The organism is Corynebacterium sp. H127 (assembly GCF_037482665.1).
In the GTDB taxonomy this organism is placed as follows: Bacteria; Actinomycetota; Actinomycetes; order Mycobacteriales; family Mycobacteriaceae; genus Corynebacterium.
Window position 1 is genome coordinate 214,920 of sequence record NZ_JBBHKY010000003.1, and the last position, 15,221, is coordinate 230,140.

General features: G+C 58.6%; 13 protein-coding genes. 8 read left to right on the forward strand and 5 right to left on the reverse strand.

Features of this window, described 5'->3' with window-relative positions; genetic code table 11:
- The first annotated feature begins 5 nt into the window (after positions 1-5).
- Positions 6-1,052: a DUF3068 domain-containing protein gene (locus WG936_RS05030; protein ID WP_339572270.1), complete on the forward strand. Its 1,047-nt coding sequence runs from the start codon at positions 6-8 to the stop codon at positions 1,050-1,052.
- 9 nt (positions 1,053-1,061) lie between these two features.
- Positions 1,062-2,552, forward strand: coding sequence for a hypothetical protein (locus tag WG936_RS05035; protein ID WP_339572271.1), 1,491 nt, complete (start codon positions 1,062-1,064; stop codon positions 2,550-2,552).
- Here WG936_RS05035 and WG936_RS05040 read toward each other — a convergent pair.
- The gene (locus WG936_RS05040; protein WP_339572272.1) at positions 2,511-3,653 is read right to left on the reverse strand and encodes a glycosyltransferase family 4 protein; all 1,143 of its coding nucleotides are present in this window, start codon (positions 3,651-3,653) and stop codon (positions 2,511-2,513) included. The genes WG936_RS05035 and WG936_RS05040 overlap by 42 nt on opposite strands.
- A 26-nt stretch (positions 3,654-3,679) precedes the next feature.
- On the opposite strand from WG936_RS05040, the gene WG936_RS05045 reads away from it, so the two are divergent.
- The gene (locus tag WG936_RS05045; protein ID WP_339572273.1) at positions 3,680-4,465 is read left to right on the forward strand and encodes a class I SAM-dependent methyltransferase; all 786 of its coding nucleotides are present in this window, start codon (positions 3,680-3,682) and stop codon (positions 4,463-4,465) included.
- Positions 4,466-4,553: 88 nt separating this feature from the next.
- Here WG936_RS05045 and WG936_RS05050 read toward each other — a convergent pair whose 3' ends face one another.
- The 3 genes from WG936_RS05050 to WG936_RS05060 form a co-directional block, all read right to left on the reverse strand.
- On the reverse strand, positions 4,554-6,383 hold the full coding sequence (locus tag WG936_RS05050) for a phosphoenolpyruvate carboxykinase (GTP) (protein ID WP_339572302.1): 1,830 nt from the start codon (positions 6,381-6,383) through the stop codon (positions 4,554-4,556).
- 158 nt (positions 6,384-6,541) lie between these two features.
- Entirely contained in the window at positions 6,542-6,871 is a 330-nt protein-coding gene (locus tag WG936_RS05055) for a hypothetical protein (protein ID WP_339572274.1), read from the reverse strand.
- Positions 6,872-6,887: 16 nt separating this feature from the next.
- Positions 6,888-8,057 (reverse strand): hypothetical protein, encoded by a 1,170-nt coding sequence (locus WG936_RS05060; protein ID WP_339572275.1) that lies wholly within the window; start codon positions 8,055-8,057, stop codon positions 6,888-6,890.
- A 37-nt stretch (positions 8,058-8,094) separates the two neighbouring features.
- Here WG936_RS05060 and trmB point away from each other — a divergent pair, with 37 nt between their 5' ends.
- From trmB to WG936_RS05085, 5 genes are read left to right on the forward strand one after another with little or no spacing between them, the layout of a single operon-like run.
- Positions 8,095-8,895 (forward strand): tRNA (guanosine(46)-N7)-methyltransferase TrmB, encoded by an 801-nt coding sequence (trmB, locus tag WG936_RS05065; RefSeq protein ID WP_339564089.1) that lies wholly within the window; start codon positions 8,095-8,097, stop codon positions 8,893-8,895.
- On the forward strand, positions 8,896-9,570 hold the full coding sequence (locus tag WG936_RS05070) for an NYN domain-containing protein (RefSeq protein WP_339564090.1): 675 nt from the start codon (positions 8,896-8,898) through the stop codon (positions 9,568-9,570).
- Between the two features lie 27 nt (positions 9,571-9,597).
- Positions 9,598-12,021 carry an MMPL family transporter gene (locus tag WG936_RS05075; protein ID WP_339572276.1) on the forward strand — a complete coding sequence of 808 codons (2,424 nt, stop codon included), beginning with the start codon at positions 9,598-9,600 and terminating at the stop codon, positions 12,019-12,021.
- Entirely contained in the window at positions 12,021-13,049 is a 1,029-nt protein-coding gene (locus tag WG936_RS05080; protein WP_339564092.1) for a lysylphosphatidylglycerol synthase transmembrane domain-containing protein, read from the forward strand. Before WG936_RS05075 ends, WG936_RS05080 begins: the two co-directional genes overlap by 1 nt.
- Positions 13,046-13,390 (forward strand): DUF3054 domain-containing protein, encoded by a 345-nt coding sequence (locus WG936_RS05085; protein ID WP_339572277.1) that lies wholly within the window; start codon positions 13,046-13,048, stop codon positions 13,388-13,390. Before WG936_RS05080 ends, WG936_RS05085 begins: the two co-directional genes overlap by 4 nt.
- A gap of 252 nt (positions 13,391-13,642) precedes the next feature.
- Here WG936_RS05085 and WG936_RS05090 read toward each other — a convergent pair whose 3' ends face one another.
- Positions 13,643-15,196, reverse strand: a complete 1,554-nt coding sequence (locus WG936_RS05090; protein WP_339564094.1) for an acyl-CoA carboxylase subunit beta — start codon at positions 15,194-15,196, stop codon at positions 13,643-13,645.
- Between the last annotated feature and the right edge of the window lie 25 nt (positions 15,197-15,221).

The window sequence follows — 15,221 nt, forward strand, 5'->3', positions numbered from 1 at the left end:
CACCTGTGACACCGAAGGCTAAGGCTACGACGGCGTTCGTGCTGACCTTCATCTTGCTCGCGCTGCGTATGGTGGGCCCCGCCCTGGCCACTTCGCAGGTGCGGCTGCTGCAAGTAGGTGCTTCGATGCAGACTACTACCGAATCAGCTGAAGCAACGTTGTTCAATGCAGCAGCCTGGGAAGCTGGCACTCCGGTAGATAAATCACCGGAATGCGAACACGCTCCCGCGCTTGTGTGCTTCATCGAGCGCCCCCTTGTCACCGCTAGCCGCACGATCACCTCGCAACCTGGCGAGACTCGGAAAGACATCAAGTTCCATGTCTCCGAGGACATCACTGCGGACAGCAACAATGTCCTGTTCACCTCGCAGGACGAAGCACGCTTTGTACGGCACTCCTCTTTCCCCGTGGACGAGCCCATTGCGTCACTGCGAACAAGCTCGCCCATCCAGGGGCTGAGCCATGAAACTCACGATCAAGTCCGCACCGGGCTGCAATATGTCTTCCCGTTTGCCACCGAGTTTCGCTCTTATGACTACTTTGATAAGTTTTCGGCGACAACGTCCCCGATCGACTTTCATGATCGCGAGAAGCTGCGCGGCGAGACCGTCTATCGTTTCCACCAGGCCATCGAACCAACGCAGCTCGATGGCTCCCCGATCACAGGCCTGGCCCGGCAGTTTTACACCGAGCAGGAACTGGAAGCGGAGGGAATCTCTGGCAGTAGCGTTGTGGCTTTGAATCGCTACTACTCCATCACCCGCACATTGTGGGTCGAGCCGAAGACGGGCACGATCGTGGATAGTGTTGAGATTCCGCATGTTTTCCTCGCCGGCGACACTGCGGAAGCAGAGCAGACGACACCAAAATCACCGCGCACGCTGTACACCGCAACCCTACGTTGGAATCAATCCTCCCAAGGTGACGCATGGACTCGGGCGAAATCTGGGCTGCGTGTGCTCAAGTCGGTCCAGGTTGGCGTTGTCCTAGCTACGACAGGTGCCGCAGTTTTCGGAGCGCTCGGCCTGTTCTATCTGCGCCGACGAGTCTAAGGCTTGCAGATGTTGCGGCAGCACATTCCACTTTGGCCGGGCCTGTACTGTGGCTGGGCAGTGCTTTTGCTCGGTTTCCTAATGTGGCCGCTACTCTTCCCAGGAGTGCTGTTGCATCGCGATATGGCGGTCATCAACAGCCCAGTGCTTTCTGCTGCTGCCTTAGGATTCGGCGACTTAGCCGCGCGCAACGCCCCGCAGGATGGGTTGTTGGCGCTGGTTGGTTTTGTACTCCCGGCTTCTTGGTTCGTCCGGCTCTTGTTGCTGGGATCGGGACTGTTCGGGGCCTACGGGGCGCTGAGTCTAGCCCGCTTCGTGGGATCGACGCGCCTCGGAGAGCTAGCCGCGATCACCTTGACGATCTTCAACCCCTTCGTCATTGAGCGACTCCTGCAAGGACAGTGGAGCCTCGTGATCGCGGCCTGGCTACTACCGGGGGTCGCGGCTTGGAGTGGCTCGGGCCGCTGGCAACCCCTCCTCTGTGCGTTATGGCTGTGTTCACTCACCCCAACCGGTGCAATATTCGGGCTGACAGTCGCGCTCGTCATGGCGCCACGTTGGCGGACTGCCCTCTTTGGTTTCCTACTCTGCCTGCCGTGGCTGGTACCCAGCGTGCTTTCCCCACCCACCAGTTCCGGGGCAGGGGCCGAACTCTTTGCTTCCCGCGCCGAGGGGATGGTCGGTACGGTAGGCGCGCTGTTAGGGCTCGGCGGGATCTGGAACTCTGCAGCGGTCCCGCCCTCAAGGTCAGCCGGGTTTGCGCTCGCTGGGGTATTTCTTTTTGTGCTGCTGCTCGCTGGGGTGCAGCGCGTACCGCTGCGGCTGAGTGTCCTCGGTGGCACGGGGCTGGGTGCGGCCATGTTGCTGGCTTTTGTTCCCCCACTCGCCACCTTCCTCAGTACGGAGGTGCCGGGCGGAGGGCTGCTGCGGGATTCCCACAAGCTTCTTCTCCTTACGCTGCCGCTATTCGTCGCCCTCGTCTCAAGTCTGCGTACTCGCTTCCTCACCACCTTGGCGATCGCGCTGACGCTACTCCAAGTGTGGGATGCCCCTTGGTCCGTCGCGCGCCTTCGCCCCGTCCCCGAGCCCACAACCATCACTGAAATCCAGCAGGCTGCCCAAGGGCGAGATGTCTTCGTCCCCGGCCTACCAACGCTCGTGCTTATCGACGGCACCCCCACGGTAAACCCGCTGGCCAAAGCGGTGCCACTCGTCGAAAATGGCGCCCTGCTTGTCGACGGCATTGAAGTTGATTCCCCTTCACCGAGGTTTCAGGAGGCCAGTCGACTGTGGGCAGCTGGCTCGGTGCCGGAGTTGGCGCAGCTTGGCATCGGGGTAGTTTATCCATCCACCGCTGCGGATCTTATCGAGGTCCCCGGCATCGGGCCACAGCGAGGCTGGCAGTGGTGGCTGGGCCTGACCCTTCTCATCGAATGGCTGGCCCTTGCCGGTTGGGCGCTAGGCCGTGGCAGTATCTCCCGGCGTGCTTCCGCTCGTTGATGGCACCTGTTTCTGTGCCACCTTAACCAGCAATGCTAGGAAGTCTGCGCCTGTTTGTTGCCAAGAAAATGACTCCGAGCGACGCCTCGCAGCTTCCCCCATCTCCGCTGCCCGTTCGGGCGAACGCAACAGGTCAAAGACTTCCCGGATCAGCGCCGCCTTGTCTGCTACCAACACTCCGGTTTCACCATCGATGACGGAATCGCGCAATCCCGCAGAGTTGCGATACCCAATCGTAGGAACTGCGTGTTGGCCGGCCTCGATCACGGCCAGTCCCCAACCTTCTTTGCGGCTCGGCATCAGATGGAGCTGGGCGCGGTCAAGCACCGCATGCTTTTCTGTCTCGTCGAGATGCCCATGAAAGATCACGCGGTCCCCCACTCCAACGGAAGTGGCGTAATCCCACAGCTCCTGCTCCCACCAGCCGGAGCCAATCACGTCCAAGACCACATCATGTTGAGTAGCCAAAGCTGCCACTACGTCGATGGCATGCTCAATCTGCTTGTGTGGCACTAGACGCGACAAGGTAACCAAGTGGATGCGGCCGTCGGCATGCAGCCGAGCAAATTCTGGCACCGGGTCCACACCGTTACGAATGATGGCAATGCGGCTGCGCGCCACGCCGAGCCCCGCCAACTCGAGTGCCGAAGGCTCGGACACGGTGACGTACTGGGAGCGTCGATAAGCAATCGGTGCCAGGCGGCTCTCTAAGAACCACCCCACGCGTGCCAGCACCGGTCCGGCTACCGGCCATTGCTCTCGATGGCAGTGATGCGTGAGTACGATCGTTGGTTTGCGGATCCACCATTTGGCAAAGAAGGGGATGCCGTTTTGGGTATCTACCACGATGTCTACGTCGCGATATCGCCCAAGCAACATCTCGATCGCAGCCGTGACATATACGGAGTATCTCCCGCCAAAGCGCAGGAAAGTCACGCCGTCGCGAATGCTCCGGTGGGGCGCGCCGGGGTATGAGGCCGTTCGATAAATCACCTGGTGGTCATGCGCCACCGCAAAATCGGCGACCCGCTCTAGGTAGCGTTCACTGCCGCCACCCTGTGGGTGGTCGGTATCGCGCCAACACAGCAGAAGAATCTTCATATATTTGGACAGCCTACAATGCTCTTGTGAACCAACTCCACCGCACCCGCGCCTTAGCGACGCTACGCCGCTCTTGGCGACTCTTGCGTTCCTTCCCCATGGAGCAAACTCGCCCTCAGGCCTTCTATTCTGGGCTCGCGACGGACACATTTAATCTGCTCGACTCTCTGCATCGGGACATTTCTGGCACCGGTCTGCGCGGTCGCCGGGTGTTGGACGTCGGCGGCGGCCCCGGCTACTTCGCCAGCACTTTCACAGCACAGGGCTCCCACTATCTCTCTGTCGAACCTTCGGCGACGGAGTTGCACGCCACGGGGCTACCAGCGAAGCAAAGCGTGCGTGGCGACGGCCTGAGCCTTCCGTTTGCCAATTGTGTCTTCGACCTCGTCTATTCTTCTAACGTCGCGGAGCATGTGCCACAGCCATGGACGATGGGCGAAGAAATGCTGCGGGTAGCTAAACCCGGAGGTCTGGTGGTGCTGAGTTACACGGTGTGGCTCGGCCCCTTCGGTGGACACGAGACCGGATTATGGCAGCACTACATCGGCGGGGCTTGGGCGCGCGATCGCTACGCCCTTAAGCATGGGCACGCACCGAAAAACGTCTTCGGGGAATCGCTGTTCGATCTTTCCTGCGCCGAAGGGATTCGGTGGGCGCAGAGCCTAAAGGATGCCGAGGTGATGGCACTTATCCCGCGTTATCACCCAGCCTGGGCATGGTGGCTTGTGCGCATCCCCGGGCTGCGAGAATTCTTGGTCAGCAACCTAGTGATTGTGTTGCGCAAGACTGATCCTGAACAGGCACTGCCCTAAGCGACACACCACTGCTGGAAACCAAAAACTGAGGCGCCCACCCCAAGAGCTGGAGCGGACGCCTCAATTCGGAGAGGATCCTTGTGGTTTAGGAAGCGTCTGCGATGCGCTTCTTCAGTGCCTCAAATTGCGAGTGAACCTCTGCAGGGACCTTCGGACCGAGGAAAGTCAGCCACTCTTCATTGTCCGGCATGTCAGTTGCCCACTGCTCTGCCGGAGCAGTCAGCGCTTCCTTGACATCTTCGATTGGGGTATCCAGACCGGTCAGGTCTAGATCTTCCACGCGTGCGGTGAGGCCAGCAACGGTAGCGTCAGCTTCGACACGGCCTTCGACGCGATCCACGATCCACTTAAGGACACGGGAGTTGTCGCCGAATCCTGGCCACAGGAAGCGGCCATCTTCGCCGCGACGGAACCAGTTCACGAGGAAGATAGCTGGCATCTTGTCGCCGCCCTTACGCCCCATGTCGATCCAGTGCTGCAAGTAGTCACCAGCGTTGTAACCAATGAATGGCAGCATCGCCATTGGGTCGTGGCGCAGCGAGCCAACCTTGGCTTCAGCTGCAGCAGCGGTCTGGCCAGAAGCCAGCAGGGCGCCGATCATGGTGCCGTGCTCCCAGTCGAATGCCTGGGTTACCAGCGGCACGGTGTCTGGACGACGTCCGCCGAAGAGGATTGCGTCGAGCGGAACGCCCTTCCAATCGTCGTATTCTGGCGCTGCAACTGGGCACTGAGAGATTGGCACACAGTAGCGCGAATTCGGGTGGGAGGAGAGCTCACTGGACTCTGGGGTCCAGTCGTTACCCTTCCAGTCAATGAGGTGCTGTGGCTCGCCCTCGAGGCCTTCCCACCAGACGTCGCCATCGTCGGTCAGTGCAACGTTGGTGAAGATCGCGTTGCCTGGCTCCATGGTGCGCATTGCGTTCGGGTTGGAACCGTAGTTGGTGCCTGGAGCAACGCCGAAGAAGCCATTCTCTGGGTTCACGGCGTACAGGCGACCGTCTTCGCGAATATGCATCCACGCAATGTCATCGCCAATAACCTCAGCAGTCCAGCCTTCGATGGTTGGCTGCAGCATGGCCAGGTTGGTCTTGCCACAAGCAGACGGGAAAGCGGCTGCCACGTGGTAGCTCTTGCCCTCAGGAGAGTTCAGCTTCAGGATGAGCATGTGCTCTGCCATCCAGCCTTCGTCGTGGGCCATTGCGGAAGCGATTCGCAAGGCGTAGCACTTCTTGGCCAGGATGGCGTTTCCACCGTAGCCGGAGCCGTAGGACCAGATTTCGCGAGTCTCCGGGAACTGGGTGATGTACTTAGTGTCGTTGCATGGCCAAGCCACATCTTCCTGGCCGGGCTCCAGCGGAGCACCCACGGAGTGGAAAGCACGCACGAAATCGCCGTTGTCACCGATCTTGTCTAGGGCATCCTTTCCCATACGGGTCATGATGCGCATGGACATAACAACGTAAGCAGAGTCGGTGAGCTGCACGCCAAGCTTCGGTTCTGGGTCGCTGATAGGACCCATGCAGAATGGCACCACGTACATGGTGCGCCCCTTCATCGCACCCTTGTAGTGCGCCAGCATTTCTTCTTTCATAGCTGCCGGCGGGGCCCAGTTATTAGTCGGGCCAGCACCTTCTTCAGTTTCAGTACAGATGAACGTTCGGGACTCTACACGCGCCACATCGGATGGATTGGAGCGAGCAAGGAAAGAATTAGGTCGCTTCTCTTCATTCAGCTTGATGAAGGTGCCAGCATCTACCAATTCCTGACCGAGGCGAGCCCACTCTTCTTCGGAGCCATCTGCAAAGACGACTTTCTCCGGGGTGAACAACTCGACCGCATCCGCAATCCAGCTCAGTAGCTCTTCGTTATTGGTTGGGGCATTACCCACAAGGCCCTTAATTGCAGCAGCGGTCATCGCTTCTCCTGACTTTTCGGTCACCGGCCCCCAACTTTTGAGCTGGGCGACCGACGAACCGGCTCGTTTTCCGTTCTCCCTTTAAAGACTAGTCACAACGAGCGCCGAATTGTGCCCGTTGCTTGAGACAACCACCACAATTTGTCATTACCTGTCAGCTACCCCCAATCAGCGCATGTCCAACCAGTAACTTGTTTGAAATCTGCATTGCCATGTTGCCCACTTTCGGGGGTCGATTCCTCCCATAACTCCCAGCTCGCCTCCGAAGCGAGTGACATGTTTTCGCCAACGACCAGGGTGCAATACTCCCCCGAGTAATCCATTCGAGAAACCTGATCAATCACTCCATCGCCATCCACATCGGCAAAAACCGTCAGCCCCGTATCGTCATATTCAACGTGAGATTGCCCGGCTTCCGCCAGCAGGGGAACACCCTCGGAAATACCAGACTGCGATAGGACCTGTTCAACAACATTTAGCCAGTTCATGTCCACCATGTACCCCCTAGACCTGCGTTGCCAATTTTCGACGCACCCAAGCGCCTGGCCCAGACGCAGTAGCGCTGACCAGGCGCGCCCGAGTTCGGCGCCATGCCTGCAGCCGATCCCGCAATTGCACCCAGCCACGCACGAGCCCCACCAACACCGCAACTGCGAGTGCAAATCCACTCGCAACTACACGAGATAGCCCCACGTAACTCAGTATCGTTATAACCAGTGCGTCAGCTAAAACCAGGGCCAGCACTCCCCAAGGAATGGACAGATCATCTGGGCCACCGTTTTCCACTCGCTGAAGCTGCTGCGCACGCTGCAACTGTTCCAACCGAGCCACCGACCTTTCCCAACTCAGTGGATTGACAGCTGGCAGTGGCGCCAACGGAGGATTCTTCACCACAGTGTCTATTACGTGGGGAATTTCCTGCTCCGCGGTCAGCACCGCCTCTGGACACACCCCGCTGGGAATCGGTGCCGTAATAATCAAGCGACCCACCTGAACAAACGCCTTATCCAAATTGGGGTAATCGGCTTTCCGCCAACCCCCGGCGGGAGCAACCGCAACAACCACATCCACGTGAACCCCCTGCCCCAACGCAAACCCAGCGGCCGCCACCTGTTCGCGCACCCGCTGCCGGTCCGATTCTTCCGGCCCTACCACGCCAACAACCACTGACCCCGAGGCCTCCACTGGACTCGCAATCTCCGGCACTTCCAATCCGAGGGAGCTGAGTCCGGCATGCAAACTCCGCAATCGGGCTGCTTCTACCCGCGCAGGATCCAGTTCCGACCACGCAGCCGGGATATCAGTCGCAGCGGAAACAACCACGAACTCTGCAGGACCAGCCGAGATTCGATCCCGTACACGAGCTGGCAGTGCAGCAGGGTGCACGAGGAAAACAACATCCACATCCGCGCCAATCGCAGGCCACGCGAGGTGCACGCTGTGGGCGTCGGGAAGCTTAATGCGCACCGGATATTCGAGGGTGCAGGCACCGACTCGCGGCAGCGCCTCACTGCGCGCCAACAACGCAGCTACTGCTGGATCAGCAGAAAATTGGCGGCAAAAGTCGCGCAACTCCTGTAGATCATTGCTCCCCATATCCGTCAGCCCCCACTGATCTAGATCACTTCCCCCAATTGCACCCCATCGGCGAGTCGCACGCAACTTGGGAGCCATGTTGAGTATGGGAACGCCAACAGGCAAAATGGATAGGATGCATAATACTGATTCCCCCAATAATCCTGATTCGGTCAATACTTCCGTCGGCAACGTCCCATTTGGGCGCCCGCCGCAATCCGAATTTGACGACGGTCGCGACTATCCGCGACTTGGTTCTATGAGCTTTCGTCGTGGCACTCTCACCGCAAATCAAACCAAGATGTGGAATGAGAATTGGCCGCGGCTAGGCAAGATTCTCTCTGATGAGCGCATTGACTTAGCAGAGTGGTTCGGCCGCTCGGATGCAAAAACCATCTTGGAGATCGGCTCCGGAACCGGCACTTCCACCGCAGCAATGGCTCCCCTCGAAGCAGACACGAACATTATTGCTTGCGAGATCTACAAGCCGGGTCTCGCCAAACTCATGGGCGCTGCCGTCCGTGAGGGCCTCACTAATATTCGTATGATTCGCGGCGACGGTGTGGAAGTTCTCAACCGGATGTTTGAGCCTGCCTCACTCGACGGCGTACGCATCTTCTTCCCAGATCCGTGGCCGAAAGCGCGGCACCACAAGCGACGCATCATTCAATCCGGCGTGCTGCACCTCATTGCAACTCGGCTGAAGCCCGGCGGCGTACTTCATGTGGCTACCGATCACGCGGACTACGCGGAGTGGATCAAGGAGCTCGTGGATGTCGAACCACTACTGGACTACAAGAGCTGGCCATGGCCGGAATGCCCACAGCTCACCGACCGCCAGGTAATAACCAAGTTTGAGGGCAAGGGCCTAGAAAAAGATCACATCATCACAGAATTCCTGTGGCAGCGTAACAATAAGCCGAGCGAGGTCGTATAAATGTCCATGCACGAATTCATGCATAACTACACCGATCGCCCGCAGGACTTTCAGCCCCCACAGTCCCTGTTGTTGGTTTGGGATGCCCCCAACATCGATATGGGGCTGGGCGCCATTTTGGGAAGCCGCCCTACAGCTGCCTACCGCCCGCGTTTCGACGCCATCGGCCGCTGGCTACTTAACCGGGGCTCGGAGCTAAGCGAAACTCTTGGCGAGCATGTTGAGCCAGAGGCCACCGTGTTCACCAACATCCCAAGCGGCGGAGCAGATGTCATGCGCCCTTGGGTGGAAGCGTTGCGCAATGTCGGCTTCGCGGTTTTTGCCAAGCCGAAGATCGGTGAGGACTCCGATGTCGATCCGGACATGCTGGATCACATCAAGCGACGCTTCAACGAAGGCGTGCTCAAGGGTGTGATTGTCGCCTCGGCAGACGGCCAGAACTTCCGCGAGCTCCTTGAAAAACTAGCTCAGCAAGGCATTCCCGCCACCGTCATTGGCTTCCATGAGCATGCCTCATGGGCGGTAGGCCACGACACGATCAACTTTGTGGACCTAGAGGAAATCCCCGGCGTATTCCGTGAGCCGCTGCCGCGTATTAGTCTTGATGCTCTGCCTGCCGAGGGTGCTTGGCTGCAGCCATTCCGCCCGCTTTCCGCGCTGCTTTCCAGCCGATAATCCGCTCACACCGAAGGGAAACAATTCGTGTTCTATCGTTGGGGCGAAATTGCCTACCGCTTTCGCATCACCGTTCCGATACTGATCATTGCTGCCATCCTTGGGCTGTTCTTCTTTCAGGGAACCCAACTCGGTGACCGCATGAGCCAAGAGGGCTGGGATGATCCACATTCCTCTTCCACTCAAGCGGCACAAATTGAGCTGGAGACCTTTGGTCGCGACAACTCCGGCGACGTCATCTTGATGTTCGAAGCACCCGAGGGCGCTACTCTCGACGATCCAGCTGCCTTTCAAGCCATCCAGACGCATCTAACGCAGCTTAAAGATCAAAACCCAGATCAAGTTGCGCATGTGACCAGCTACTTCGACAAGAAGAATGCAAAGCTGATTACCGCTGATCACCGCACCGCCTTTGCCGCCATCGGTCTCAAGGGAGACGGTGAACAGACGCTCAAGTCTTTCCGAGCCGTGGAAGATAAGCTCACTCCGCAACAGCTTCCGGCTGGGGTTACTACCGAGGTTGCTGGCGCCACTGCAGTGGCTGATGCCCTGGATTCCGGCATGGCTGGAGATATCAAGCGCGCAGAGATCTTCGCATTGCCGCTGGTAGCTTTGTTGTTGCTCCTGGTCTTCGGCTCCGTAGTCTCTGCGTCGATGCCATTGATCGTCGGGTTACTCTCCATCGCGGGTTCGCTGGGAGTGCTGTCAATTCTGGCGTCCCAAGCCCAGGTGAACGTTTTTGCACAGTCAGTAGTCACCCTGCTCGGCCTCGGATTGGCCATCGACTATGGCTTGTTCATGGTCTCCCGTTTCCGGGAGGAAATGGCCCTCGGCCGGGATACCAAGACTGCGGTGGCCAACACTACTGCTACCGCCGGCCAGACAGTGGTATTTTCCGCGCTCATGGTGGTGGTGGCGCTTTCTGGGTTGTTCGTCTTCCCACAGGCTTTCCTGAAGTCTATTGCTTATGGAGCGATCTCCGCCGTCGGGCTAGCGGCCTTCTTGTCCATCACCGTGTTACCAGCCTTGTTTGGCATGTTGGGCAAGAACATCGATAAGTTTGCCATCCGCTCGACAACGCGGGACGAGTCCAAATGGGAATCCACCTTGTGGGCTCGCATCCCGGCTTGGTCAATGAAGCATGCGAAATTGGTCACCGTCGGATTGGTCGGACTGCTGTTAGCAATGACTTTCCCACTGGTGGGTGTGAAATTCGGCGGCATCAACGAAACTTACCTACCACCGTCCAATGAAACCCGCGTCACACAAGCTAAGTTCGACGAGCAGTTCCCTGAGTTCCGCACCGAGCCGATCAAGCTCGTCGTTACTGGCGCGGACAACGCCCAGCTAGTGGAGGTCTACCAGCAGGCGAACGCGATCGAGGGGCTGACTGGCCGGTTCTCTCCTTCGCACGCGACAAAGGACGGCACTACGGTGTTGGCCGCAGGCATCGTTGACCGCAAGAATAACGAGGCCGTCGTCGAGCAGCTACGCGCCATCGAAGTTCCGGAAGGCGTGGAACTCCACGTCGGTGGCACTCCGGCCCTGGAGGTCGAGTCAATTGAGGCGTTGTTCGAGAAGCTGCCGTGGATGGCAACGTACATCGTCATCGCCACCTTCATCTTGATGGCGCTGGTCTTCGGCTCGCTCATTTTGCCAGCCAAAGCCATCATCATGACGGTATTGGGCCTGGGCGCGACCTTGGGTGTCCTGACTGCGATGTTCGTCGACGGTATCGGCGCAAACATCTTCGATTTCACCGCCGGACCCCTCATGTCTCCGGTCTTGGTGCTGATCGTCGCCATCGTTTACGGCCTATCGACGGACTACGAGGTATTCCTCGTCTCACGCATGGTGGAGGCCCGTAATCGCGGCGAGTCCACCGATCAAGCCATCAAGTACGGCACCGCGCACACCGGCTTTATTATTACTGCTGCCGCGCTCATCATGATCGTAGTGTGTGGCGCTTTTGGCTTCTCCGAAATCGTGATGATGAAGTACATCGCTTTCGGCATGATCGCCGCTCTCATTTTGGATGCCACGATCATCCGTATGATGCTCGTCCCCGCGGTTATGCACCTGCTGCGCGAGGACAACTGGTGGGCTCCGGCCTTCATCAAGAAGGCCTCCGAGCGGATGGGCCATGGCTCGATGGTTCCCGCCACCCCTGCCCCCGCACCGGCTGCTGCTGCACCGCTTAACGACGTCGATTGGCACCGCGCTACGGCCGAGTCTTCGGCGCTACCTACACCAGAGCTGCGACCATATCGACCACGGCGTCCCGAGCCTGCCGCGAATGCAATTCCGACCGCATCTGATCACGAGGACACCGCCATCCAGGACGCGATCCCAACCGATATGCCGATCCGCGGCGGCCGAAGCATAGCCAGCGACGACAATCTGGTCCCATTCTCAGAACTGATGAAGCGTCTGAATCAGGACAAGAAGTAATGGCGGAGCTCAGCAAGCTGACCTCCGCTCGCTGGGCCCGCGTCGCAGTGACCGCAGCGCTACTTGGCGGGGCGGTCTTTTTCTTTCGCGAGCAGCTCGGATTCATTTCCCAAGGCGTGGGTGCGGTACGCACCGCTTCGCCGCTCTGGGTTGGGATTTCCGTGCTGGTATGCGCATTATCATTCCTAGCGATGGGCGAAGTCATGGCCGTCCTTATGGCGGCCGGTGGCGTCAAAGTAGGGCGCGGACAAGCCCTAGCGTTGGTGTTGGCAGCCAACGCTGTTTCCAGCAGCCTGCCAGGCGGCCCAGCGCTTTCCACTGTGCTGCAATACAAGGTTCAGCGCGCCTGGGGTGCCAGTGTCATGGTCATCGGCTGGTTCATCGTGCTCTCAGGGGCGCTCTCCACGCTGTGGTTAGTCATTCTCGGGTTAGGCGCCGTAGTCCTTTTCGGGGCTTCCTTTTCCGTGGCCTCGCTAGTGGCAGTAGGAATCGGAATGACGGCCCTCGCCTTTGGAGTGTATTGGGTTGCAAACAACCCGTGGTTTCTGGAGCGTGTAGCCACCGCTACCCTGCCGCTGGTGAACCGGATGCTTCGTCGTGCGCCGGAGGTAGGAATGGAAGGTGTGGTGGCGCAGATCAGGCAGCTGCAGTCAGTCACATTGCCCCTCAGCAAGCTAGTTTCGGTTACCCTACTCTCGCTGCTGAACCGAGTCTTTGATCTTCTCACCCTCTGGGCTGCGGTCGTCGCAGTCACTGGCGTTATCCCGGCAATGGCTTTAGTGCCCAATGGAACGAATATCGCCGGGATTACGCTTGCGTTCCTCACTGCCAAGATCATTGGGGCCACGGGGGTGACCCCGGGCGGACTCGGCCCGCTAGAGGCAGCGCTGACCGCTACTCTCATCGCAGTGGGGATGCAGGCGGCAACCGCACTGGCCGCGGTGCTGGTTTACCGCATGGTGTCATTCATCCTCGCCACGGCAATCGGCTGGGTAGTGTATTTAGTTGGACTTAAGGAGAAACCGTGAAGTACTTTTTCTACGATGTCATTGCCATCCTGGCGTTTGCGATCTTCGCCCGATTGGCGCACAAGTCCGAGCCGTTCACCGTGGCCAATATCCTGGACACCTGGTGGCCGTTCTTGGTGGGAGTCGCGCTCGCATGGGCGATTATTGCAGCTCTCAAACTTCGTGCCACGTCACTGCTGGCCGGCAGTTTCGTGTGGGTTTTATCGGCTGTAGGCGGGTTGTCCATCTGGGGCATTCGTAATGGCCATGTACCGCACATCTCATTCATCATCGTTGCGACGGTCATGTCGGGACTGCTGCTGTTGGGCTGGCGCCTTCTCGCCGGGCGGATCCGCCGCTAACCAACAAGAAACAAAAAGCTCCCTTTTCACCCTGCCTACCGGCCGAGTGAAAAGGGAGCTTTTTTATCCAGCGAAGCGCTAATTAGCGTCCGGTGGCACCAGCGAAGAAACGCTGGATCTGATCAAATGCCATGAAGAGGAGGCCGACCACATCTCCGGCAAGGTCTACTACGGTGCTCAGCATGTTGGTAATGCCCTTTCAATTGGTGGTTCAAAACTCTAATTCACATGTCGTGAATTATAACGAGAGCGTTACATGGGCATGATCGTGTGCTTTTTAGGCAGGTCAGAAGCAGTCTTGGTTTCCAACTGACGGAGCGCTTGCCGCAACGCGAGGCGAGTCTGATTCGGCTCAATCATGGCGTCGATGTAGCCGCGCTCGGCAGCAACATAAGGCGAGGTCATGTTCTCGTCATAAAAGTCCATGAAGACCTTCTTCATGTACGCCCGCTGATTCTCATCCTCAATCTTGGCCAGCTGCTTGCCTTGGATCATCACGACAGCTGCTGCAGAGCCCATCACCGCGATTTGAGCGGTCGGCCACGCCAAGTTGATGTCACCGGAGAGATTCTTGGAGCCCATCACTGCGTACGCGCCGCCATAAGCCTTGCGGACGATCAGGGAGATCTTCGGGACCGTGGCTTCTACCAGTGCGAAGGCAAACTTTGCACCGCGGTGAATCAGCCCGGCCTTCTCCTGTGCTACACCCGGCAGGTAGCCCGGCGTATCCACAATATAGATCAGAGGGATGTTGTAGGCATCGCAGATGCGAATAAAACGAGCACCCTTGTCTGCGGCATCGGCGTCGATACAGCCAGCGAATTCAAGTGGCTGGTTGGCTACGACTCCGACCGACTTGCCGTCGACACGCGCGAATGCGGTGATGAGGTTAGGGGCAAAGCTCGGCTGGATCTCCAACAGGTCGTCGGAATCGAACAGGTGCTTGAGCAAGTCGTGCATGTCATAGCCGGCATTTGTATCGTTCGGCATGAACGTATCCAGCTCGCCAGCCCCTGCGACAGCCTCATCGGATGGTGCCCAGAACTCCGGACCGGGTTCTGAACAGGTCAACGGCAAATGATCGAGCAGGTCCTTGACGTAGTTGAAAGCATCAGCTTCGTCCGAAGCAACATAAGAAACATTGCCGTTGAGTTCCTGCTGGCGGGCACCGCCAAGCTCTGCGGAAGTAATGGACTCGCCGGTGACTTCCTTGATCACGGCTGGGCCAGTGACGTACATTTCTGCACGCTCATCGACGGCGATAACAAAGTCAGTGGTCACTGGCGCATACACGGCGCCGCCGGCGGACTTACCCATCATGATGGAGATCTGCGGGCTACGCCCAGAAAGCGGCAACTGACGGCGCGCAATCTCGGAGTACATTGCGAGCGAGGTGACGGCATCTTGGATTCGAGCACCACCGGAATCTTGAATACCGATCACCGGACAGCCGATGCGGATGGCCATATCCATGACCTCGCAAACCTTCCGGCCGAAAGTTTCGCCTACCGACCCGCCATACACGGTCTTATCGTGGGCATAGATAGCTACGGGCCGACCTTCAATGCGTCCATAGCCGGTGACTACGCCGTCGGAGTATGGGGCCTCGGGGTCATCAGGTGTGCGGCCCAAGGCGCCGACCTCCACAAAGGAGCCGGCGTCTAGCAGTCGATCAATGCGCTGACGAGGCGTGGTCAGCCCAGCCTCATCGCGCTTTGCGCGAGCACGTTCACTGCCTGGGTCTTTCGCTTTTTCCAGGCGTGCACGAAGATCGGCGAGTTTGTCTGCCGTCGTAAGTCCAGTCACTACCCTGCTACTCGTTTCCGTCTTT